The sequence below is a fragment of the Pseudomonas lundensis genome (genome assembly GCF_015377145.2).
Lineage (GTDB): Bacteria > Pseudomonadota > Gammaproteobacteria > Pseudomonadales > Pseudomonadaceae > Aquipseudomonas > Aquipseudomonas lundensis.
In genome coordinates this window covers 1,792,049-1,815,640 of record NZ_CP062158.2, presented here as the reverse complement: position 1 = coordinate 1,815,640, position 23,592 = coordinate 1,792,049, and the positions used below count along the sequence as shown (strand labels likewise).

Genomic DNA, 23,592 nt, shown 5'->3' with positions numbered 1-23,592 from the left:
CATGCGTTTAAGAGCAGTTCTTTTTGACATGGACGGCACCCTGCTCGATACCGCGCCGGACTTCATTGCCATCTGCCAGGCGATGCGGGCCGAACGCGACCTGCCACCTATCGCTGACAAGCTGATCCGCGACGAAATCTCCGGCGGCGCACGCGCCATGGTAGCCGTGACGTTCAACATGGACCCAGAGTCCCCGGGGTTCGAAGCCCTTCGCCTGGAGTTCCTGGAACGCTACCAGCACAATTGCGCCGTTCACACGCGGCTGTTCGATGGCATGGCCGAGCTGTTGGCCGACATCGAAAAAGCACACCTGATCTGGGGCGTCGTCACCAACAAACCGGTGCGCTTTGCACAGCCGATCATGGAGCGGCTGGGGCTGGCCGAGCGCTCGGCACTGCTGATCTGCCCGGACCATGTCACGCGCAGCAAACCGGACCCCGAGCCGCTGACACTGGCGTGCAAGATGCTCGATCTCGACCCGGCCAGCGTGCTGTACGTCGGTGACGACCTGCGCGATATCGAATCGGGCCGCGATGCAGGCACCAAGACCGCCGCCGTGCGCTTTGGCTATATCAATCCCGACGACAACCCGGATCACTGGGGCGCTGACGTCGTGGTCGATCACCCCTGCGATTTGCGCAAAGTATTGGATAACGCGATGTGCAGTTGCTAAGCAGCAAGCGCCGCCTTAGACCCCATCTTCTCGTAGAGGCTTTATATGTTTGATTACACCGCCCGCCCCGACCTGCTTCAGGGCCGCGTCATTCTCGTTACCGGCGCTGGCCGGGGCATCGGCGCTGCCGCCGCCAAAACCTACGCAGCCCATGGCGCCACGGTGCTGCTGCTGGGCAAAACCGAGGCCAATCTGAGCCAGGTGTACGACGAAATCGAAGCCGCTGGCCACCCGCAGCCTGCGGTTATCCCGTTCAATCTGGAAACGGCACAGCCACATCAGTACGACGAACTGGCCGCCATGATTGAAAGCGAATTCGGTCACCTGGACGGCGTGCTGCACAACGCCTCGATCATCGGGCCGCGCACGCCTTTGGAGCAGTTGTCGGGCGAGAACTTCATGCGCGTGATGCAGGTCAACGTCAACGCCATGTTCATGCTCACCAGCACCCTGCTGCCGCTGCTCAAGCTGTCGCAGGACGCTTCGGTGATCTTCACTTCAAGCAGTGTGGGTCGCAAAGGCCGGGCTTATTGGGGGGCGTACGGCGTGTCCAAGTTTGCCACCGAAGGTTTGATGCAAACCCTGGCCGACGAAGTGGACGGCATCGCGCCGGTTCGCGCCAACAGCGTCAACCCGGGCGCAACCCGCACCAGCATGCGGGCGTTGGCATACCCGGGCGAAAACCCGGAAAACAACCCGCTGCCCGAAGCGATCATGCCGGTGTACCTGTACCTGATGGGCCCGGACAGCACCGGCATAAACGGTCAGGCCTTCGACGCGCAGTAAGCGTCAAGTAAAAAACCGCAGGTTGCGCTGTACGCGACCTGCGGTTTTTTTATGCGCTCACGTTCAAATCAAACGCCTTAACCGGCCTCGACCATCTCCAGGCGCTCGCGCGCCACGGGCGCCTTCTCGTACTGCAGGCAGCTTTGCAGGAACAGGTATTTGTAGTCATAACTTTTGCAAATCGCTTTACGCAGTTCAGTTTGCAGCGCCTCGCTCGGGTTCAAGCCGGCCAGCGTGCAAATAATCTCCAGGGCTTCCCAGGGATGCTCGTCATCGTACTGAGCATGCATCTTCAGCCACTTCATGGCGCGCTTGCGCCCCTCCTGCGGGAATGAGTCCTCATACACCGTGCTGGAACAGACCACTGCTGACCATTCACCCACGGCGCCCTCAATGGCGTAGTTGGTCGCTGCCATCGAGACCGCCAGCGAGTCCGCCGTACACGTGTGCCAGCACCAGTCGTTCAATGCCTGGAATTCTGCCGGGATCTCCTGGGCGATCATGTCGTCCAGGCTCACATCATGGGCACGCGCCCAATGCACCCAGTAATCGGCATGGTTGAGTTCGACGCGAATGTTGCGAATCAGCCAGCGACGCGCCATGTCTTCGCCGGGGTGGCGGCCATAGCGGGTTTTGCCCAGGTTATGCCCCATGTACAGCGAGAATTGCTCGACAACCGGCCAGCCACCGATCAGGTACATGCGCATGGTTTTGGGGTTGATCGTGTTGTCGCGCATGCGTTGATAAATTTCATGCTCCACGACCCGGCGTTTGCTCGGCGCGCAGTCACGAATCAGCTGCTGAGCCCATTGCGGATAACTGGTGGCTTCCATGAGCGGGCCAGTACGAACAAATGTATCGATCACAATCGGGTTCCTTTTGAGAGGTGATTAGACAGACCTGCAAAACCTCAACGCAACGAGCCCGGCGCCTTCAAAGCCAATGGCCATGAGCGCTTGGGGCGGGACAACAGGCTGTCACTGGTGAACAATCGCGGCCGTTCAATGATGTAACCCTGAGCATAATCGACACCAATCTCGATCAATGCCTGCTCAATCTGCGGCGATTCAACGAACTCTGCAATAGTGCGTTTGCCCATAACATGCCCGATATGGTTAATAACCTCAACCATAGCGCGGTTAATGGGATCGTCCAGCATATCCTTTACAAAACTGCCATCGATCTTCAAAAAGTCGACGGGCAGGTGCTTGAGGTACGCAAACGATGACATTCCGGCGCAAAAATCATCCAGCGAGAAGTGGCAACCCAACGCTTTGAGGTCATTGATAAAGCGGATCGCACTGCCCAGATTGGAAATCGCGCTGGTTTCGGTTATTTCGAAACACACCCGCTCCGGCGCCACGCCATAACACGCGAACTGTTCATGCAGGAACTGCAAAAAGTCCTCATCACCGATGGTGGAGCCCGACAAGTTGATGGCACACATTGCCATCGGCTGATCAGAACCCAAGGCCGAGCATTCAGCAATCACTTTGAACACGTTCTCGACCACCCAGCGGTCAATCGATGTCATCAAGCCATAGCGCTCTGCGGCCGGAATAAAGCTGTCGGGCAGGATGATGTGCCCCGACTCATCGTGCAGCCGCAGCAGGATTTCGATATGCCCGTCTTGCACGCCCTGCCCCAGCGGCGTGATTTCCTGGGAATACAGGCAAAACCGGTTCTCTTCCAAGGCCACGTGCAGGCGTTGCACCCACGCCATTTCGCCAAAACGCAAAGACAACTCCGAGTCGTCGGCATGGTAGACCTGCACCCGGTTACGGCCTTTTTCCTTGGCCATGTAACAGGCCATGTCCGCTGCGCGCAACGAGCCTTCCAGCGTCACAGGGGCCTGGTGAATGTGTACCAGACCAATGCTGATGGTGTTAAGGAAAGGACGGCCCTTCCACGCAAAATGCAGGCTTTGAACGGTCTGACGCAAACCTTCGGCAATTTTTTCCGCCATATCCGGCGCGCAGTTCTCCAACAGGATGCCGAACTCATCACCGCCCAGACGCGCCAAGGTATCGCCCTCGCGCAAACCCGAATGCAGCAGCGCACAAATATGGCGCAACAACTCATCGCCTGCCGCATGGCCACAGGTGTCATTGACCAGTTTGAACTGGTCCAGGTCGAGGAACATCAAGGCGTGCCGCCCCTGCTGACGCCCCAGGTTTTGCAGCACCAGATCCAGGCGGTACTCAAACTCACGGCGGTTGGCCAGTCCGGTCAGAGCGTCGTGGGTCGCTTGCCAGGAGAGATTGGCGATGTATTGACGCTCCTGGGTCATGTCATGCAGCACCAGCACAGCGCCGCTCACTTTACCTGCACTGAAAATAGGCGCGCCCATCAGCGTCACGGCGACCGTGGTGCCATCCATGCGCTGGATCAGCTTGGAGTGGTCGCTGCTGTTGCCCAGTTGGCCACTCAGAATATGGTCGATCAATTTAAAACCATCATCAGGCGCATTTTCATCTAGCAACCTGAACAACGCCGCCAGCGGCACACCCTGCGCCTGTTTGGAGTTCCAGTGAGTGAGGTGTTCGGCAGCCGGGTTCATGTAGTCGATGGCGCCATTGACATCGGTGGTAATCACCCCGTCGCCAATCGACTCCAACGTCACCAGCGCACGCTCTTTCTCCACCTGCAACGCCTCGGCAAAGGCCCGGCGCTGCGCCAGGATTTTATGCGTGCGCAACAGGGCCAGCAGAATCAGCATCAGGGCGGTGGCGAGGTTAATGAAGATCAACAACTGTTGAATGAAGCGCGAACCTTCACCCAGGGCGTCACTGAACGCTTTGGCGGCCGGAGTCACGCCTTCGTTGATCTCGAAAATCCGCTGCTTCCAGCGCTGCACGTCGGCGTCGGTGGCCTGATTGGCACTGATTTTTTGGTGCATTTCCTGCGCCAGCGTATCGAGCTGGATCAGGTAGTCGTCACCCACCGTCCATTTTTGGATAGCGGTGTCCAGGTAACTGAAATGGCGAAAGTTGCGATAGAACCAAATGATGCTCGTCACATCATCCGGGCTGTTGCCGCCCTGCAAAATGCCTTCGCGTGCAGCATTCAGATCGGGGGGGGACTGATCCAGCGCCAACCGCAGATTGTGACCACCTTGCGGCACCCGGATAGCCTGGTGGTACTTGTCAAAAATGGCCGGATCGCGGCTGTCCGCGTACAGATTGAGGTAGTAAATGGCATCTTTTTGACCCTTGGACCACAGGCTTTCGCCCGCCACATAACCCCGAACCGCCGAGAGCATATACAGGCTCACGCAGCCCAATAACGCCTGGAACAGCACCACCGCGATAAACGGCCACACAATGCCCAACAGCCGCGGTGTACCAAGTTCACGTTTACGCTTCATGAGTTCCCTTTCATTCAGATTGCTGGATGAAAACCAGAGAAAATGCCTCACAGCTACTTGAGACTAGGTCAATTTCTGACAACCAAAACAACCAGACGTGCAGACCCTCTCTAAAGGCTTCGGGCGGGCAATCAGGCACAAAAAAGAGATTGATGTTGGGGATTCAAGCACTCAACAGGGAAAACGCAACGTCGCCACAGGCTCAACTTTGCTGCAAGTGCCCGTATAACTTGGCGTAGAGCCCGCCTTCAGCCATAAGCTGTTGGTGATCGCCCTGCTCGGCAATGCGGCCGCCATCAAACACCAATACTCGATCCGCCTGTTTTACCGCAGATAGGCGGTGGGCAATGATCAAAGTCGTGCGCCCGCTCAAGAATTTTCCCAAAGCGTGATGCAGGTTGTATTCCGTGGCAGCGTCCAGCGCACTGGTCGCCTCATCGAGGATCACCACTTTGGGATCGGCCAACACCATGCGCGCGATGGCCAGCCGCTGACGTTGACCGCCGGACAGGCGCACGCCGGAGCGCCCGACAATGCTGTCCAGCCCTTGGGGCAAGGTATGAATGGTGCCGTCGAGCTGGGCGATTTCCAGCGCCCGCCAGCAGGCTTCGTCGGTGCGCTCGCGGCCCATGGTCAGGTTGGCGCGCACCGTGTCGTTGAACAGGGCCGGATGCTGCAAGACCACGGCAACATGCTCACGAATGGTGTCGAGCCCGATGGCTGGCTGGCTTTCGCCAGCAAAGAAGATGCTGCCTGACTGAGGCGTGTACAGCCCCAACAGCAACTGCACAAGGGTACTTTTGCCGCCACCGCTGGCCCCGACGATGGCCACCTTTTCGCCCGGTGCAATGGTCAGGTTCAAGTGATCGAGCACGCGCTCTTCGCCATAGCTGAAACACAAGTCCCGCACTTGCACCCCGACGGTCTGCCGGCCCGTGAACGGATCGGCCCCACCGGGGTACTGCGGCTCGTCAGCGCGGGCCAACAATTGGTTGATACGCGTCACCGCCCCGCCCGCCGCATAAAACGCATATTGCAGGTTCAGCAACTGCTCAACGGGGCCGATCATGAACCACAGGTAACTGAAAACCGCGAGCATCTGGCCAATCGACAAGTCCGAGAACAGCACGGTCAACATCGCGGCAGCGCGGAAAATATCGATCCCGAACTGAAACAACAACCCGCTCGCCCGGTTGGAGGCGTCGCTTTTCCATTGCGAGGCCACGGCGAAATCGCGCACCTCTTTAGCCCGGTGCCCAAGGCGCCCGAGGAAGTAGCCCTGACGATTGCCGGCGCGCACCTCCTGGATAGAATCCAGGGTTTCAGTCAGCGCCTGAGTGAAGCGCGCAGTGCTGTCGTTTTCGAGCTTTTTGAGGTGCTTGACCCGCTTACCCAACTGCACCGTGGCGTAAATCACCAGCGGGTTGAACAGCAGGATCAACAGCGCCAGCTGCCAGTGCATCCACAACAAAATCGCGGACGTGCCGACCAGCGTCAGCATCGCCACCAAAAACCGGCTCAGGGTCTCGCCCACGAACTTGTCAAGGGTGTCCAGGTCGGTCACCAAATGCGTGGTCACGGTACCGCTGCCCAAGCTCTCGTATTCCGCCAGCGAGATGCGTTTCAGGCGTTCGATCAACCGCAGGCGGATGCGAAACACGATGTCCTTGGCCAACCGCGAAAACAACCGCGCTTGCAGCACGTTGAACAACAACGCGCCACAACGCAGCATCAACGTCACCAGCAGCATCAGGCCGATATACCCCACTGAAGACTGCAGCGTGGTCGGCAAGAACTGATTCATCACCTTGAGCGCGGCATCGCCATTGCCCAGCAGCACTTCGTCCACGAGCAAGGGCAGCAACAACGGGATCGGCACGCTGCACAGGGTGGCCAGCACTGCGACGCCATTGGCAATCCACAGCGCTTTTTTGTGACGCAGGGCCAGCCGACGGATTTCAGCCCAGGTCAGGCGATCCGGTTGGGAAGTACTCAGAGGGGATTCCTTGGGGTTACCCACGCGCGGCACGGTCCAGCCAGCGCCCGAGCAGATCAGATAAAGGGTCGAGCGGTTGATAGCCATTGGTGAGCAACGCCAGCTGGCCATTGCGCTCAGCCAGCAGCGTTGGGAACCCGGCAATGCCCAAATCTTGCACCCATGTAAAATCAGCCGCCGTCGCGGCGTGTTGCTCGACACTGTCGAAGGCCGCCGCAAATTCGATGCGCGGCACACCGGCTGTTTCAGCCAGCTCCACCAGCACACTGGCCTGGGTCACATCACGGCCCTGCACGTAGAACGCCTGCTGGATCAAACCCGTCAGGGTCCACGCACAATCGGGGGCCAGGCTGCGCGCGGCAACGATCGCCCGACAGGCGGGTTCGGTGTCATACACAAAACCCTCGGGCAACGCTCCGTCAACCGTAAACGGCTGGCCGGTGGCCTCAGTGACCGCCTGCCAATGCTCCAAAATGTAGCGTCGGGTGTGCGGTTCGAGGGCTGATCCACTGCCCGTGCGCAACCCGCCGACCACCAGATGCAACTCCACTGCGGCGGCTTGCGCCTGCTCGACCAAGGCCCGGGCGACGGGCGCAAAGCCCCAGCACCACGAACACATGGGGTCCATCACATAGAGCAGGCGCGCTGACATGGCTCAGGCCTCGGCAGGTTTACGGTAGTTGTGGCCAATCGGGTGCGGCTGGTTACGGGCTTTGGCCAATTCGATCTGCTTTTGGCGGTCGATGGCGCTGCGACGGGTTTTCTCGCTCAGTTTGTCCCAGCAATGCGGGCAGCTGATACCCGGCTGATAATGCTCGGACTCACGGTCGGCCGCGCTGATCGGCGTACGGCAGGCGTGGCATTGATCGTACTCGCCTTCGGTCAGGTCATGGCGCACGGTGACGCGGTTGTCGAACACGAAACAGTCACCCTGCCATTTGGTTTCTTCCTGCGGCACCTCTTCAAGGTATTTCAGGATTCCGCCCTTGAGGTGATACACCTCGTCAAAACCTTGGCTGAGCATGTAGCTGGAGGCTTTTTCGCAACGAATGCCGCCGGTGCAGAACATGGCGACTTTCTTGTGTTTGGCCGGGTCGAAGTTGGCTTTGATGTAGTCCGGGAACTCACGAAAACTGGTGGTTTTCGGATCGATAGCGCCTTCGAACGTGCCAATGGACACTTCGTAGTCATTGCGGGTATCGATCAGCAAAACTTCTGGGTCGCTAATCAGCGCGTTCCAGTTTTCGGGGTCGACGTAGGTACCGACTTTCTTGTTCGGGTCTACGCCTTCAACGCCGAGGGTGACGATTTCTTTCTTGAGCTTGACCTTGGTCCGGTAGAACGGCTGGTCGTCGCAGTAGGATTCCTTGTGGTCGATATCGACCATGCGCGGGTCATTCCTGAGCCAGGCCATCAGCCCGTCGATGCCTTCCCGGCTGCCGGAAACCGTACCGTTGATGCCTTCTTCAGCGATCAGCAAAGTGCCCTTGATGCCATTGTCGACCATGGCCTTGAGCAGCGGCTCACGCAGTTCGACGTAGTCTTCAAGGGTGACGAATTTATACAGTGCAGCGACAACGATTGGCGCAGTCATGGGACTCTCTCCAGGTGGCTACCCTCGTAAGGGGTGAACCGGATGCAAAAAAAACGCGCCGGCTAAGCGGCGCGCTGCGGATTCTAGCAAAAAGCCCGCGGGTTAAGCCAACGGGCGATCACCGCCAGCACAGGTCGGCGATGCCGGGGCCGTGCCGATTTTCGCCCATTCTTCAGGCGTGTACGTGTGCAAGGCCAACGCATGGAACTCGCCCATCAAGTCACCCAGGGTGGCGTATACCTTTTGGTGACGCTTGACGCTGTTGAGACCGGCAAACTGCTCGCTGACCAGCACGGCCTTGAAGTGCGTCTGCAACCCGCGGCTGTGCATGTGGCTTTCATCGAGCACGCTCAGGTGCACGAGCTGCAAGGCGGCAAGCGTCGATTCAATACGTTGTTGCATGTTCATTGAGGCTCCGCTTACTTCTTCTTGGCCGGGGCCGCTTTTGGCTCCAGCTCTGCGGTCATGTCTGCCAGCAGCTTGTTGACCACCGGTACGGCACTTTCGAGTTTGGCCTGGGTCATTTGTGCCGATTGCTGGGTCAGCTGAGGCATTTTTTCCAGGACTTTTTTACCCAGTGGCGACTGGTAGAACGCAACCAGTTCCTTGAGCTCGGGTTCGCTGAAGTTGGTGGTGTACAGCTTGACCATGTCCGGCTTGAGCTTGTCCCAGCCAATGGCCTGATCCAGCGCAGTGTTGGCCTTGGCCTGGTAGGTTTCCAGCAGGGCTTTCTTGGCGGCAGGTGCCTTGGTCTGCTCAAAGCGTTGAGCGAACATTTGCTGCACTTGCATGTAGACCGGGGTACCCAGCTTGTCGGCATGGGCCAGCTTCAGGAAGGTTTCAGCACTGGCAGCGTGGCTGGCTGCATCGGCAAAAACCTGGCCGCTGGCGCATACCAGAGCAACTGCTGTACAGATGGCGCGAAGACGGGTCATCGAGTTTCCTTTATCTAGCAAGCGAGGTCGAACCCCAAGGGCGCCCATTCTGCGCCTAACAAAGTGTGTCACTCAACCCCGAGGGTGATAAGGGTTCTCATCCTGTCGACAAAAGTCGATAAAACCAAAGATTGAACCCCTTTCCCCGATCCGGGCCTAAGCTCAGTGATCCATTTCTGAGAGGAAGCCACCAGATGAGCCGTATCGAAACCGACAGCCTGGGTGAAGTGAATGTGCCAGAGGAGGCCTATTGGGGCGCGCAGACCCAACGTTCGCTGATCAACTTTGCCATCGGCAACGAGAAAATGCCGCTGCCCGTGCTGCATGCCCTGGTGCTGATCAAAAAAGCCGCTGCCCGGGTCAATGATCGTAATGGCGACTTGCCTGCCGACATCGCCCGCCTGATCGAACAGGCCGCCGATGAAGTGCTGGCCGGTGAACACGATGACCAGTTCCCGCTGGCCGTCTGGCAAACCGGCAGCGGCACCCAAAGCAACATGAACGCCAACGAAGTGCTGGCCGGACGCGCCAACGAGCTGGCGGGCAAGGGCCGGGGTGGCAAGTCGCCGGTGCACCCCAATGACCACGTCAACCGCTCCCAAAGCTCCAACGACTGCTTCCCCACCGCCATGCACATCGCCGTGGCCAAAGCGGTGCATGAGCAATTGCTGCCCGCGATCAGCGAACTGACCGGCGGCTTGGCGGAGCTGTCGGCACGACACATGAAGCTGGTGAAAACCGGGCGTACCCACATGATGGACGCCACGCCGATTACCTTTGGTCAGGAAGTGTCGGCGTTTATCGCGCAACTCGATTACGCCGAACGCGGCATCTACGCGGCCCTGCCTGCGGTCTACGAGTTGGCCCAGGGCGGCACCGCCGTCGGCACCGGCCTGAACGCGCCCCACGGGTTTGCCGAAGCGATTGCCGCTGAACTGGCCGCGCTGTCCGGCCTGCCCTTCGTCACTGCACCCAACAAATTCGCCGCGCTGTCGGGGCACGAGCCCTTGACCAACTTGTCAGGTGCGCTGAAAACCCTGGCGGTCATGCTGATGAAACTGGCCAATGACTTCCGCCTGTTGGGTTCCGGCCCACGCGCAGGACTGGCCGAAATCAAACTGCCCGCCAATGAGCCGGGCAGCTCGATCATGCCAGGCAAGGTCAATCCGACGCAGTGCGAAGCCCTGTCGATGCTGGCCTGCCAGGTGATGGGCAACGACGTGACCATCGGCTTTGCCGCCAGCCAGGGTCACTTGCAACTGAACGTGTACAAGCCGGTGATCGTCCACAACCTGCTGCAATCGATCCAGCTGCTGGCAGACGGCTGCAGCAACTTCCAGAAGCATTGCGTCACCGGGCTGGAAGTCGACGCGGCGAAAATGGCTGAACATCTGGAACGTGGCCTGATGCTGGTGACGGCACTCAATCCGCACATTGGTTACGACAAATCGGCCGAAATCGCCAAAAAAGCCTACGCCGAAGGCCTGACCCTGCGCGAAGCCGCGCTGGAGCTGGGTTACCTCACAGACGAAGAATTCGACCAGTGGGTGCGGCCAGAGAACATGTTGGGCACCGGTAAGCACTGACGGCAGGCGCGCAGCGACGACACCACCGTTGTCGTCGCTGCCGAACACCGAGAAAGATCGCGTTCGTTACTTCTTGTGCTTTTTATCGTGCCGGTCGCGTTTCTCGAACGCGGCTTGCAGCGCATCGTTAAGGGTGCGCAGCACTTTGACCCGCGCCCAGCGCTTGTCATTGGCTTCTACCAGAGTCCAGGGCGACACTTCAGTACTGGTGCGGTCCACCATGTCGCATACGGCCGCGCGGTATTCGTCCCACTTTTCGCGGTTGCGCCAGTCTTCCTCAGTGATTTTGAAGCGTTTGAACGGAATGGTTTCACGCGCTTGAAAACGCTCCAACTGGGTGTCCTTGTCAATCGCCAGCCAGAACTTGACCACGATGACGCCCGCATTGTGCAACTGTTCTTCGAAGTCGTTGATCTCGCCATAGGCGCGCAGCCAGTCTTGCTGGGGGCAAAAACCTTCAATGCGCTCCACCAGCACCCGCCCGTACCAGGAGCGGTCGAAGATCGTGAACTTGCCGCGCGCCGGGATCTGCCGCCAAAAGCGCCACAGGTACGGTTGTGCCCGTTCGTCTTCCGAAGGGGCTGCAATCGGTACGATGCTGTATTGACGGGGGTCCAGGGCGGCGGCCACGCGCCGGATCGAGCCGCCTTTGCCCGCCGCATCGTTGCCTTCAAACACCGCCACCAACGCGTGACGGCGCATGCGTTTATCGCGCATCAGCCCGGACAGACGCGCCTGCTCGGTAATCAACTGCTCTTCATAATCGTCTTTGTCCAGACGATGGGTCATGTCCAGACAATCGAGCAGGCTCTTGCCGTCTATAGGGTCCGGCAAAGGCGGCACCGTGATGGAGTGCGGCTTGACTTTGGGGGTATTGATTGCTGCTTGCAGGCCTTCGAGCAGGATTTTGCCCACCGTCAGGCTGCGGTAATACGGGTCCACGCCTTCAACGATGTTCCACGGGGCGAAGTCGCGGCTGGTGCGACGGATCATCCGCTCACCGAAATGCACCACCTTGTCGTATGTTTCGGACTGTTGCCAGTCCAGCGGGCTGATGCGCCAGCTGTGCAGCGGATCGTCCTTCAGGGCTTTGAGCCGGGCTTTCATCTGTTTTTTGGACAGGTGAAACCAGAACTTCAATATCACCGCGCCTTCATTGCAGAGCAGTTTTTCCAGCCGTTCAGCGCCATTGATTGCCTGATCGAGCACCGCGTTCTTGAACTGACCATGCACGCGCCCTTGCAGCATCTGGCTGTACCAGTTGCCGAAAAACACCCCCATCCGCCCCTTGGCCGGCAACTGACGCCAATAACGCCAGGCCGGCGGGTGCGCCAGCTCTTCATCGGTCTGGGTATCGAAGGTGCGCACTTCGATCAGTCGCGGGTCCATCCACTCACTCAGCAACTTGACGGTTTCGCCCTTGCCAGCCCCTTCGATGCCGTTGATCAGCACAATCACCGCAGAACGTTTCTGCTGATGCAGCTCGTATTGCGCTTCGAGCAAGGCCTCACGCAACGCGGGCACTTCGTTGTCGTAAGTTTCTTTGTCGATGACATGGCCAATTTCAGCGGATTCGAACATGGAAAACTCCCTGGCAAGATGCCCACAAGACTAGCGGAATGATCTGTCATGCGTAGGGAAGAATGATCACAAATCTGTCATGGGTCATGCCGTCATCTGCCAATCCGCTAGAATGGCCGCCTTGCCGATGCCGAGCCCCCCATGACAATTGAAATGCCCAATGCCCAGCTCGACTGGGATGACCAGGGTCGCCCCCACTCGCGACTGTTTGACGACGTGTATTTTTCGGACAAATCCGGTCTGGAAGAAACCCGTTATGTGTTCATTGAACAAAATGCCTTGCGCGAGCGCTTTGCCGCCCTGCCCGCCCACGGGCATTTTGTGGTGGGCGAAACCGGTTTCGGCACCGGCCTCAACTTTCTGTGTACGTGGCAGTTGTTCGAAGAAACCGCCCGCCCGGACGCCCGACTGCATTTCGTCAGTGTCGAAAAATACCCGCTGACCCGCGAGGACCTGCAACGCGCCCTCAGCCTCTGGCCAGAGCTGGCGCCGTACAGCGAACCCTTACTGGCGAGCTATTTCGCGATTCATCCGGGGTTCCAGACCCTCAGTCTGGCCAACGGGCGGGTCACACTGACGTTGCTGATTGGCGATGTGCTGGAACAATTGCCGCAGCTCGATGCGCGAATCGACGCCTGGTTTCTGGACGGCTTCGCCCCGGCAAAAAACCCGGCGATGTGGACCCCTGAACTGTTTGCACAGTTGGCGCGTCTGGCAGCACCCGACGCCACGATCAGCACCTTTACCAGCACCGGCTGGGTGCGCCGCGCGCTGAATGAAGCCGGCTTCAAAATGCGTCGCACGCCAGGGATCGGGCACAAGTGGGAAATTCTGCGGGGCGTGTTTTTGGGGATGCCTGAAACTGCGGTGGCCGAACCCGGCGTCAAACCCTGGTTCGCTCGCCCGCCGCAAATCAACGGCCCGCGCACGGCATTGGTGATTGGCGCCGGGCTCTCGGGATGCGCCAGCGCCAACAGCCTGGCCAAACGCGGCTGGCAAGTGACCCTGCTGGAGCGTCACGAACGATTGGCCAAGGAGGCTTCAGGCAACCCGCAGGGCGTGTTGTACCTCAAGCTTTCCGCGCACGGCACCGCGCTGTCGCAGATGATCGTCTGCGGCTTCGGCTACACCCGTCGTGTGCTTGAACACTTGCAACGTGGTCGGGACTGGGACGACTGCGGCGTGCTGCAACTGGGTTTCAACGCCAAGGAAGCTGACCGGCAGGTACAACTGGCCGCCGCCTTTCCTGCTGCGTTGGTTCACTTGCTGGATCAACCCCAAGCGCAAGCCCTGGCCGGTGTCGAACTGGCCCATGGCGGCCTTTTCTACCCTGAGGGCGGCTGGGTTCACCCTCCGGCCTTGTGCCGCTTCCAGACACTGCACCCAAATGTGACAGTCCTGACGCACCATAACGTGCTGCAACTCGACAAGGTGGACGGCCAGTGGCACGCGTTGCACAACGATCGCGTGCTGGCCAGTGCTTCAGTGGCCATATTGGCGGGGGCCGCCGAGGTCAAACGCTTCCCGGCCAGCAGCGGATTGCCCCTCAAGCGCATTCGCGGGCAAATCACCCAATTGATCGAAACCCCCCGCAGTGCCGCGCTGAAAACCGTCGTCTGCGCCGAGGGTTATGTGGCGCCCGGCCGACTTGGCGAGCACACCGTGGGCGCCAGCTTTGATTTCCATAATGACGATTTGACCACCACGCCCGAAGGCCATCAGGGCAATCTGGATTTGCTGCAAGAAATTTCCCCGGATTTGGTGCAGCGTCTGGGCAAGGAACACCTTGATCCGAAGTCCCTGCAGGGCTGGGCTGCGTTTCGCTGCACCAGCCCGGACTACCTGCCCATCGTCGGGCCGCTGGCCGAACCCGACGCCTTCGCCCAGGCATATGCCGTGCTGGGCAAAGACGCCCGGCAAGTGCCGGACATCCCCTGCCCGTGGTACGAGGGCTTGTACGTCAACAGCGGGCATGGTTCGCGTGGGCTGATTACCGCGCCGCTGTCCGGTGAATTACTGGCCGCATGGATCAACGATGAGCCGTTGCCCATGCCGCGCGCCGTTGCCGACGCCTGCCACCCCAACCGCTTTGCCGTGCGCGCCCTGGTGCGCAGGCTTTAACCGCACCTCAACCGGGCAGTGGAGCCGGCAATAAGGCAAGTGTTTTGTTCAGGCTCCACGCGCTCACCGCCGCGTCCATCGCGGCGCGGATTTCATTGACCCGCCGCAGGTAACGCTCGCTGTTCATTTCCGGGGAGTTGCGCAGCAATTCGCTCAGTTGTTCAAAATACGGCGCGGTCATCCGTGAAAACTCTGCCTGATGCTTGCGCATCAAGTGCTCGCGCCAGAACGTGGTGCTGCTGACGAATTGACTCAATGCCACTGTCTTTTCGGCCTTTTCAACCCGGGCTTTGGCTTCGTCCAGATCCGCCTGGGTCACACCGGCAATTTCTTTGAACACCATGTTGCGCGGCTGGTCGGGCAGGTTCAGGTCTTGCGCCAAACCGATCCTGTACGCCAGGTGCACTTCCAGTTCATCTGGCACGTGCCCGCCCGCTGCCGCTCGGGCTTCGCAGGCTTCGCTGGCGACTTTGCCCACTTGATCGAGCCGGAACAGGCCTGTGGCGAACTGCAGCAAGTCAGTTTCCTGAGCGTGCCCCTGTGCATTGAGCATCCCCAAGTGCATCGCGACCTCCAGCGTGCTGAAGGTCAGCGCGACACTGTCGGTGCAACTGCGCGGCGAGGCCGCAATGTTCATCAGATCCACCCGCAGCGTATAGCTTTCATTGGCCGCTTCAATCATCTCCCACACCCGGCGGCTCAGGTCCTGACGCACCGTCTGCGCGTCTGCCGTGGCAGTCAGGCGGCTGATGACAGCAAAGAAGTCTTCCGTTGACGGGTCGGCCTTCAATTCGGCCCACAACGCCTCGCGCCGCAACAGCTCGTGATTGGTGATGCCTGAAGTCCAGAACTCAAAAGCGGCGGAATCGGTCATCAACGCCTCGGTGTTAATCCCGAAACTGCTGCCCCCCTGGGACACGAATCGCGCCAGTCGCAATCGGGTGGTGGCCGACAACGGGTTGCCTGACAAGGAGATATTGCGGGTGACCGAGGCCGACGCCTGATACGTCTGCTCCGGAATCTCCACCAACAGGTTTTCCCGCAGATCGGCCGCTTCCAGCAACGGCCGCGACAGCAGCCCGATGGGCCATTGCTGAATGCGGGTTCGACGCAGGTAGACCCGCCGCACGTTCGGCAGCGTGCTCAAATCCAGCAAAGTGCCCAGCAAGTTGTCATTGAGGTTCAAGGTTTCAAGCGCCTGCAATGCGCCCAACACAACAGCGTCTCCCGTCGAGAGCTGCAACAGGTTGTGGGCCAGCGAGAGATGCCGCAGACGCGACATGTTTTTCAATTGCGCAGGCAGATACACCATACGGTTGTGGTCCATCTGTAACGACGTCAACCCCGTAAACACTTCAAGAAACCCATTGGCCGTGTCGCGACAGTCCATGTTGTTGAGGTTCAAGTGGGTGACATGGCTGAAGTCTATTTCACTCGGCAGATGTGGAATATTGCCAACCCGCAGTCCATCCAGACTCAACTCACAGGCTTGATCGCGGCTGACCCAAGGCATGTGCACCGGATCTTTACGCCAACCGCGTTCAATCAGCCCCGCTACCTGATACCGGCTTTCCGGGTAGTCATGCAGCCTGTGCCCACTCAGCATCTCGGAAGGGGCCGCGTCAATCCACTGCTGCAAGGTCTGGCGCAAGCGTTTTCTCTGACGCTTGCGTTCACGTACGTACGCCAGTGCCTCAAGGTTGCTCTCGGTAATGGAATCCAGATAGGCCTGCACGTGATCGTCGGTGAACTCCGGATAGAGGTCGCGCACCCGACGCTGCAATGAGCGCGCGTAGCGCCCCTGATCCAGCCCGCACAACGGGTAACCGAGCTGACCGCTGGTCATGCGCACCGGCGGTTTGAAGCGCGGCTTGATGGACTGCATGCCCAATGCCTGGGCGGACGCTTCGCGCTGACTGACAGCCAGTGCCCCCAACGCGGCATGAAACCGGGGGGCATCAGCGACCGTTGCAAACCCCAGCGCCTCACGTTCGCTCTTGTTCAGCATCGTTAAAACGGCCTGCGAGAACACGGCCTCTTCGCCAGGCTCAAGCACGTAACGTTGGCCATTGAACACGTAACGCTGATAGCCCAGCCCGGTTTTGACAATCACACGCGAGGGCCTCGTCGAACGCCCCCAGCGCTGCAAGACCGTCCCTGCCGTTGACCCCTCGCGCAGTTCAAACGAGGCACTGGCTGGCCAGTTAGGCAACAGGTTCAGAAAATACCTGACCAGTAGCGTCGTATCTTCCGCCGCCGCTGCGGTCTGTGCGTGCAGAAAAAAACCCTCGTATGCACGATTCAAACGCCCTTCGCGCAGGTAGGCGCGGGCATGTTCGGCCAGCAGCAATGGGACTTTGCCCGCTTTCAACGTGCTGCGTTGCACATCAGTGGCGGATTCGACCAGCGACTGCGCCATCGGCTTAGGCAGCCCGCTGAACGCACGCTCAATTGGGGCAGTCAAGGCAGAATCGGAGACATTGAATCGCTCGTAAAGGTGCTCGAATAACCAGGCCCGATGATCTTCGGCGTACCGGCTCAACGCTTCGGCCAACGCAGCAACGGGCAACGGCGACAACACTGTTTCGCTGCCCAGCAGGGCCTTGATTTGCTCACCGGACAACGAGGCCAATACGGTCTCAAGCACCCGGCCCTGCTCCAGAGACCTGTGGGTGAGGGTCACAAGGTCCCGGCGATCACCATCCACAATGCCGTACTCAAGGTTGGAGCCCCCCGCACCGTTGACCAACACCAACCCCTTGCCTTGGCGCCAGCCGGGCAAATGCGGCAGCAGGGTCAATTGCAAATCGGCCCACTTTGCCTGGGTGTGGCCACCGACTTTCATGTGCTCGATAAAGCCGCTGATCTGACGGTCTATCTCGAAGCGCTTCAAGCTGACATGCAACAACGCAGGGGGTTTCAGGTTTTCCAGATGCACACGTCGCATCACATCGTGCCCGGTGCCGGTCAAGGCCTGCACCTGTTCCAGCGTGGCTTCATCCAGCGCTGCCGGGCCGTGCCCCAAACGGCCCAATAAAACGCCACTGCCCTGCCATTCCAAGGGACGCTCATGGGCGTGCTGCCAGGCGCCCTGCTGATTGTTCAGCAGCCCCGGCTTGAAAGCATTGGGGCGACGCGGATGGACAATGCGCCACTGTTTGCCCGCTGCATCCCGCTCGACGGCAAAGTGCTTGCCATTGACGGTGACGAGTTGCTTGCCATCCATCCTGAAAAAACCGTGCGCATCGCGTGTGTGCTGACGGTGCTCCGCTGCGCCGGTGTACGCGTAATGCTCGACCTGCTTGTTCCACAACCGGGCGGTGCCATCTTCGCGGCTGATCGGTTCAAAATCCTCGAAATACGCTTGGGTGGCCTCGCTCAGGCGACTGGAAGCCTTTTTGAGTGCGACGCCGCCTGCCACAGTGGCCGCCGTGGTGGCGATATCCAGAGCCACGTTGAGCATGTGCTCACGTGCGTGATCGACATCGCCATGGGCCCAATCATCAACCCCTTCGTAGACTTCACCGAGCATCTGCCCCACGGCAACCGCCAGCATCACCCCGCCAAGCACCGGGACAAACAACGACGCCACGTTAACGATAAACAGGCCGACGCTCTGATAGAGCTGCCATTTTTGCTCGCGTGCCTGCTCGTCCAGCACCCCCGTCGGCACGGCCAACACCTGGGCGTCGGCAAACATGTTCTTGACCTGGACCGCACACAAGTACTGCGCGGCGCTCATGCTCAAAGGCGTGGTCACCAGACCCAACCGTTCAGGCACAGCGTTGACCTTTTGCAAAAAGCCGGGGCGCACGCCAAGCGCAACAAACCGGGAAAAGAACTCGACATACTCCGGCCGTCGCAAACGCACCTTCAACTCATCAATGAACACCTGCAATGAACTGAACTCGTAAAACGGGGAAACCGGGTCATTGGGCAGGTAAACAATCACCCGTTCACCGGGATGCAACAGCGGTGCATTCGCCGTAAACATCACGACGCCATCAATCACTGTGTCGAGTATCGACAATGAACTCTGCACAATGGCTTTGCCGTCCAGGGTGGCGTGTGCACCGGATCGGGCGCGCACGTCCGTTGTTAACAAGCCGATAAGGGCTTTGTAAGCCGTTTCGCTGATGTGCTTTTTCAAGTAAGCAATATGCGCATCCACTTCCATGTCATAGCGTTTGAGCAGACGCAGGTTGGATTCTGTTTCCTCCTCCCTGACCGTGTGCACGGACGTACCGGTAGACGCTACGCCCAAAAAATCCTGCAAGTACTGCTGGTATTTGAGCCCGAGATTAAGCTCACGGCACAACGCCGCGAATTGATGCGGATGCACGGGACTCACCAGCCCCGGATGCCGCGCCACCCGGATTTGGCTTTGCGGGTTAAAACCGCCGGGCAGGGCTTCGTCTTCCGAGAAGTTTTGCAAGGCCGCCCACAGCAGGGTTTTGGGTTCGTCGAGTACGGTGTAATGCCGAATGGTGGCCAGCAGCGTGTCATCGGTGATCAAGTGCACGTGCACCGCATGCAGGCGGTCATGAAAAATATCGAGCACCGGGCCAAACCGGCGTTTGACTTCAGCCTCCAGCAGTGGCGCGCAATAGGCTTCGATGCCTTCGAGCTCGGAAAACCGCTGCCCGGACAGGGCATGGTAAGCACGGCTCTGAGCCATGGCGGTGTCAAGCGCCTTGATAATGTCAGCCGGGGCATCGACCAGCCACTTGGGCAGATGCCCGCGAACCAGCTCGAGGGGTTCTAAATCACTGAGGGTGGCGTCGCGGGCATCCAGGGCTAACGTTGCAGGGGTATCAGTCATATCAACAGCTCTACGCAGGGACGAAGGAGGCCCCCACGCTATCCCTGCGCTGCTTGCCCCATGACCTAGATAAATATGACCGACCCACAGAAAGGGGAGCATCGATAAATCGGCCCGCTGCAACCCTGTTTGGCTGAAGGCATGGATCAAAAAAGATCGCCCCCGTGACCGCTCGTAAAGTTTTTTGAACGATCGCGCTTTTCAGGGACTCACAAAAACCATGTCACTAACAGCGGCGCGCTCTGACTGTGTATTCGCGCCGGAAGGATCGGGAGACAGGTCAGAGCTTTACGTCCGATCCAAAACAGGGCCTGAACGCTACTGGTTGTTAGCACTGCGCACGCTGGGTGTGAGGCACCGCAGGATGCCTGACACCCGGCACACGTTTGCCAGGGTGTGTTTGATGTCTACCGCCCGACTTGTTCCACGCCAGCAGACCGTGCTTTTAACCAGTGCAACACGCAGCCACTGCTCCATGACGGGGTGCGGGCTGTACACGCTGAACATCCTGCCACACGGTGCCCAGTGCGCACCGCAACCCGGCAGTAGCGTGAAAGGCCCCGATTTAAAAGGGTTCAAGCAGTATGTGCGGATTAGCTGGAGAGTTACGTTTTGATCAACAACCTGCCGACCTGGCAGCCATCGAACGCATCACCCACCACCTTGCACCCCGTGGTCCCGATGCCTGGGGATTTCACAGTCAAGGGCCGATAGCCCTCGGCCATCGCCGCCTGAAAATCATGGACCTGTCCGATGGTTCTGCGCAGCCCATGATCGACAGCCAATTGGGCCTTTCCCTGGCGTTCAACGGGGCGATCTACAACTTCCCTGAACTCCGCGCCGAACTGGAAGCCTTGGGGTATGCCTTTTATTCCGGGGGCGACACCGAAGTACTGCTCAAGGGGTATCACGCGTGGGGCGAGGCGTTGCTGCCCAAGCTCAATGGCATGTTTGCCTTTGCCATTTGGGAGCGGGACGCCAAGCGCCTGTTCATTGCCCGCGACCGTTTGGGCGTCAAGCCGCTGTACCTGTCGCGCACCGGCGAACGGTTGCGCTTCGCTTCAACCCTGCCAGCCCTGCTCAAGGGTGGCGATATCAGCCCGATGCTCGACCCGGTTGCGCTTAACCATTACCTGAATTTTCATGCGGTGGTGCCGGCCCCGCGCACGCTGGTTGCGGGTATTGAAAAGCTGCCGCCTGCGACGTGGCTACGCATCGATGCCCAAGGCAATACGGAGCAGAAAACCTGGTGGACCTTGCCCTATGGCCCCCACGCCGACGAGGCTCACTTCACACTCGAAGACTGGCGCGACCGCGTACTCGACAGCACCCGTGAAGCCGTGGCCATTCGTCAACGCGCGGCGGTGGATGTCGGCGTGCTGCTCTCCGGCGGTGTGGACTCCAGCTTGTTGGTAGGGTTACTGCGCGAGGTTGGCGTACAAGACTTGTCGACCTTTTCCATCGGTTTTGAGGACGCAGGCGGTGAACGGGGTGATGAATTCCAGTATTCAGACCTGATTGCCAAGCATTACGGCACCCGTCATCACCAGCTGCGCATTGGCGAACACGAAATCATCGAGCAATTGCCTGCGGCTTTCCGCGCCATGAGCGAGCCGATGGTCAGCCATGACTGCATCGCCTTTTACCTGCTGTCGCGCGAAGTCGCCAAGCATTGCAAAGTGGTGCAGAGCGGTCAGGGCGCCGATGAGCTGTTCGCCGGTTATCACTGGTATCCGCAGGTCGATGGCGCCAGCGATCCGTATGCGGCCTATCGCGAGGCGTTCTTTGATCGCAGCTACGACGAATACAAAGCCACCGTGCAGCCACAATGGCTCACGGCCAATGACGCTGCCGGGGACTTTGTGCGCGAGCACTTCGCCCAGCCGGGTGCCGACGCAGGCGTGGACAAGGCGCTGCGCCTGGACAGCACGGTGATGCTGGTGGATGACCCGGTCAAACGGGTCGACAACATGACCATGGCCTGGGGCCTTGAGGCACGAACGCCGTTTCTTGACTACCGGCTGGCCGAACTCTCGGCGCGTATCCCGGCACGTTTCAAACTGCCCGATGGCGGCAAGCAGGTGCTTAAAGAAGCCGCCCGGCGGGTGATCCCCAGCGAGGTGATCGACCGTAAAAAAGGGTACTTCCCGGTCCCCGGCCTGAAACATTTACAGGGCGACACCCTGAACTGGGTGCGTGACTTGCTGCTCGATCCGAGCCAAGACCGCGGCCTGTTCCAGCCCGCCATGCTGGACCGCTTGCTGACCCACCCGCAAAGCCAGTTAACGCCGCTCAATGGCTCCAAACTGTGGCAACTGGCAGCCCTGAACCTGTGGCTGAGCGAACAAGGAATCTGACCCATGAAACCCCTTGCCACCGCTTACAGCCAACGCTTGCTGCGCGGACAAGCACCCTCCTACGAACGCCTGCAAGCGCGCTTCGCCGAAGACGGCAGCGCACTGGACACCCAACCGGTTGCTGTGCACTGCGGATGGGGACGCCTGCTGATCGGGCATACCTTTCCCGACCCGGCCAGCCTGGCCAACGAACTGCTGAATGAGCAAACCGGCGAGCGTGACATCGCCCTGTATGTGGCCGCGCCGCAACAGGTGCTGGCGCAGTCGCCGCAACAGTTGTTTCTCGACCCCTCGGACACCTTGCGCCTGTGGTTTACCGATTACCGCCAGGCCACCCGCGTGTTTCGCGGCTTCCGCATTCGCCGGGCGCAAACCGATGCTGACTGGGAGGCCATCAATTCGCTGTACATCGCCCGCAGCATGTTGCCGATTGACCCGACCCTGCTCACGGCCCGCCATCAGGGCGGCCCGGTGTACTGGATTGCGGAAGATGAAGACAGCGGCGCCGTGATCGGCAGCGTCATGGGTTTGAATCACCACACCGCGTTTCACGACCCGGAAAACGGCAGCAGCCTGTGGTGCCTGGCGGTCGATCCGCTGTGCCCGCGACCCGGCGTAGGCGAGGTGCTGGTGCGCCATCTGGTGGAGCATTTCATGAGCCGTGGTCTGAGCTACCTCGACCTGTCGGTGCTGCACGACAACCAACAGGCGAAGAACCTCTACAACAAGCTGGGGTTTCGTACCCTGTCGACCTTTGCCATCAAGCGCAAGAACGGCATCAATCAGCCTCTGTTCCTGGGCCCCGGCCCTGAAGTCGGGCTCAATCCTTATGCGCGGATTTTGGTGGAAGAAGCCTACAAGCGCGGGATTGACGTGCAGATTGATGACGCCACCGCCGGTCTGTTTACCCTGAGCCACGGCGGGCGGCGCATTCGGTGCCGCGAGTCGCTGTCGGACCTGACCAGCGCCATCAGCATGAGTTTGTGTCAGGACAAAAGCCTGACCCACAAGGTGTTGAGTGAGGCGGGCCTGAGCTTGCCTACGCAACAACTGGCGGGCGAAGCCGACGACAACCTGGCGTTTCTGGAGCAACACGCACGCATCGTGGTCAAACCGCTGGACGGCGAGCAAGGCAATGGCGTGGCCGTTGACTTGAGCGACATTCAGCAGGTGCAGCAGGCCATTGAAGCCGCACGGGCGTTTGACAGTCGCGTGCTGCTTGAGAGTTTCCACGAAGGCCTAGACCTGCGCATTGTGGTGATCGGCTTTGACGTGGTGGCCGCCGCTATCCGGCGACCAGCCCAAGTGGTGGGCGATGGTCATCACAGCATCCTGCAATTGATCCAAGCGCAGAGCCGCCGACGGCAGGCCGCCACCGACGGGGAGAGTCGTATTCCGATCGACGCGGAAACCGAGCGCACGGTGCAGGCTGCCGGGTATGAATACGCCAGTGTGCTGCCCGCGGGCGAAACGCTGGCGGTGCGCCGCGCTGCCAATCTGCACACCGGCGGCTGCCTAGAAGATGTCACCGACATCTTGCACCCGGTGCTCGCGGATGCCGCTGTGCGGGCCGCACGCGCACTGGATATCCCGGTGGTCGGGCTCGACTTGATGGTCCCCGCCGCCGATCAACCCGAGTACGTGTTTATCGAAGCCAATGAGCGGGTCGGGCTGGCCAACCACGAGCCGCAACCCACCGCTGAGCGCTTCATCGACTTGTTGTTTCCTCACCGTCAGCCTGCGCCCTAGGCCAGCCGCTGAACATCCCGTCAGG

The 23,592-nt window shown here is 59.7% G+C and carries 15 protein-coding genes; 6 read left to right on the top strand and 9 right to left on the bottom strand.

Features of this window, described 5'->3' with window-relative positions:
* The first annotated feature begins 1 nt into the window (after position 1).
* Positions 2-673, top strand: a complete 672-nt coding sequence (gene mupP / locus IF654_RS08665; protein WP_047275340.1) for an N-acetylmuramic acid 6-phosphate phosphatase MupP — start codon at positions 2-4, stop codon at positions 671-673.
* A 45-nt stretch (positions 674-718) separates the two neighbouring features.
* Positions 719-1,459 (top strand): YciK family oxidoreductase, encoded by a 741-nt coding sequence (locus IF654_RS08660; protein WP_083333915.1) that lies wholly within the window; start codon positions 719-721, stop codon positions 1,457-1,459.
* Between the two features lie 77 nt (positions 1,460-1,536).
* Here IF654_RS08660 and IF654_RS08655 read toward each other — a convergent pair whose 3' ends face one another.
* From IF654_RS08655 to IF654_RS08625, 7 genes are all read right to left on the bottom strand, one after another.
* The gene (locus IF654_RS08655; protein WP_047275344.1) at positions 1,537-2,325 is read right to left on the bottom strand and encodes a TenA family transcriptional regulator; all 789 of its coding nucleotides are present in this window, start codon (positions 2,323-2,325) and stop codon (positions 1,537-1,539) included.
* 44 nt (positions 2,326-2,369) lie between these two features.
* Positions 2,370-4,826 carry an EAL domain-containing protein gene (locus tag IF654_RS08650; protein WP_194862583.1) on the bottom strand — a complete coding sequence of 819 codons (2,457 nt, stop codon included), beginning with the start codon at positions 4,824-4,826 and terminating at the stop codon, positions 2,370-2,372.
* A 202-nt stretch (positions 4,827-5,028) separates the two neighbouring features.
* The gene (locus tag IF654_RS08645) at positions 5,029-6,909 is read right to left on the bottom strand and encodes an ABC transporter ATP-binding protein (protein ID WP_230683769.1); all 1,881 of its coding nucleotides are present in this window, start codon (positions 6,907-6,909) and stop codon (positions 5,029-5,031) included.
* Complete coding sequence (locus IF654_RS08640; protein WP_047275348.1) at positions 6,839-7,474, bottom strand: DsbA family protein; 636 nt, start codon at positions 7,472-7,474, stop codon at positions 6,839-6,841. The genes IF654_RS08645 and IF654_RS08640 overlap by 71 nt, the downstream gene beginning before the upstream one ends.
* A gap of 3 nt (positions 7,475-7,477) precedes the next feature.
* Complete coding sequence (gene trhO / locus IF654_RS08635) at positions 7,478-8,416, bottom strand: oxygen-dependent tRNA uridine(34) hydroxylase TrhO (RefSeq protein ID WP_047275350.1); 939 nt, start codon at positions 8,414-8,416, stop codon at positions 7,478-7,480.
* A 102-nt stretch (positions 8,417-8,518) separates the two neighbouring features.
* Positions 8,519-8,824: a BolA family protein gene (locus IF654_RS08630; RefSeq protein WP_194862584.1), complete on the bottom strand. Its 306-nt coding sequence runs from the start codon at positions 8,822-8,824 to the stop codon at positions 8,519-8,521.
* 11 nt (positions 8,825-8,835) lie between these two features.
* Complete coding sequence (locus tag IF654_RS08625) at positions 8,836-9,351, bottom strand: DUF2059 domain-containing protein (RefSeq protein WP_047275353.1); 516 nt, start codon at positions 9,349-9,351, stop codon at positions 8,836-8,838.
* A gap of 194 nt (positions 9,352-9,545) precedes the next feature.
* Between IF654_RS08625 and IF654_RS08620 the strand changes: the two genes are divergently transcribed.
* Positions 9,546-10,937 (top strand): class II fumarate hydratase, encoded by a 1,392-nt coding sequence (locus tag IF654_RS08620; RefSeq protein ID WP_047282588.1) that lies wholly within the window; start codon positions 9,546-9,548, stop codon positions 10,935-10,937.
* Between the two features lie 66 nt (positions 10,938-11,003).
* Here the strand turns inward: IF654_RS08620 and pap are convergent, their stop codons facing one another.
* Positions 11,004-12,518 carry a polyphosphate:AMP phosphotransferase gene (gene pap, locus IF654_RS08615; RefSeq protein ID WP_047280440.1) on the bottom strand — a complete coding sequence of 505 codons (1,515 nt, stop codon included), beginning with the start codon at positions 12,516-12,518 and terminating at the stop codon, positions 11,004-11,006.
* 141 nt (positions 12,519-12,659) lie between these two features.
* Here pap and mnmC point away from each other — a divergent pair, with 141 nt between their 5' ends.
* Entirely contained in the window at positions 12,660-14,639 is a 1,980-nt protein-coding gene (mnmC, locus tag IF654_RS08610; RefSeq protein ID WP_194862585.1) for a bifunctional tRNA (5-methylaminomethyl-2-thiouridine)(34)-methyltransferase MnmC2/FAD-dependent 5-carboxymethylaminomethyl-2-thiouridine(34) oxidoreductase MnmC1, read from the top strand.
* Between the two features lie 7 nt (positions 14,640-14,646).
* Here mnmC and IF654_RS08605 read toward each other — a convergent pair whose 3' ends face one another.
* Positions 14,647-19,461: an NEL-type E3 ubiquitin ligase domain-containing protein gene (locus IF654_RS08605; protein ID WP_194862586.1), complete on the bottom strand. Its 4,815-nt coding sequence runs from the start codon at positions 19,459-19,461 to the stop codon at positions 14,647-14,649.
* A 584-nt stretch (positions 19,462-20,045) separates the two neighbouring features.
* On the opposite strand from IF654_RS08605, the gene IF654_RS08600 reads away from it, so the two are divergent.
* Together IF654_RS08600 and ngg are read left to right on the top strand one after the other, a co-directional pair.
* Positions 20,046-21,818 carry an N-acetylglutaminylglutamine amidotransferase gene (locus IF654_RS08600; protein WP_094987905.1) on the top strand — a complete coding sequence of 591 codons (1,773 nt, stop codon included), beginning with the start codon at positions 20,046-20,048 and terminating at the stop codon, positions 21,816-21,818.
* 3 nt (positions 21,819-21,821) lie between these two features.
* Entirely contained in the window at positions 21,822-23,567 is a 1,746-nt protein-coding gene (gene ngg / locus IF654_RS08595) for an N-acetylglutaminylglutamine synthetase (RefSeq protein WP_097191963.1), read from the top strand.
* Positions 23,568-23,592 lie beyond the last annotated feature (25 nt).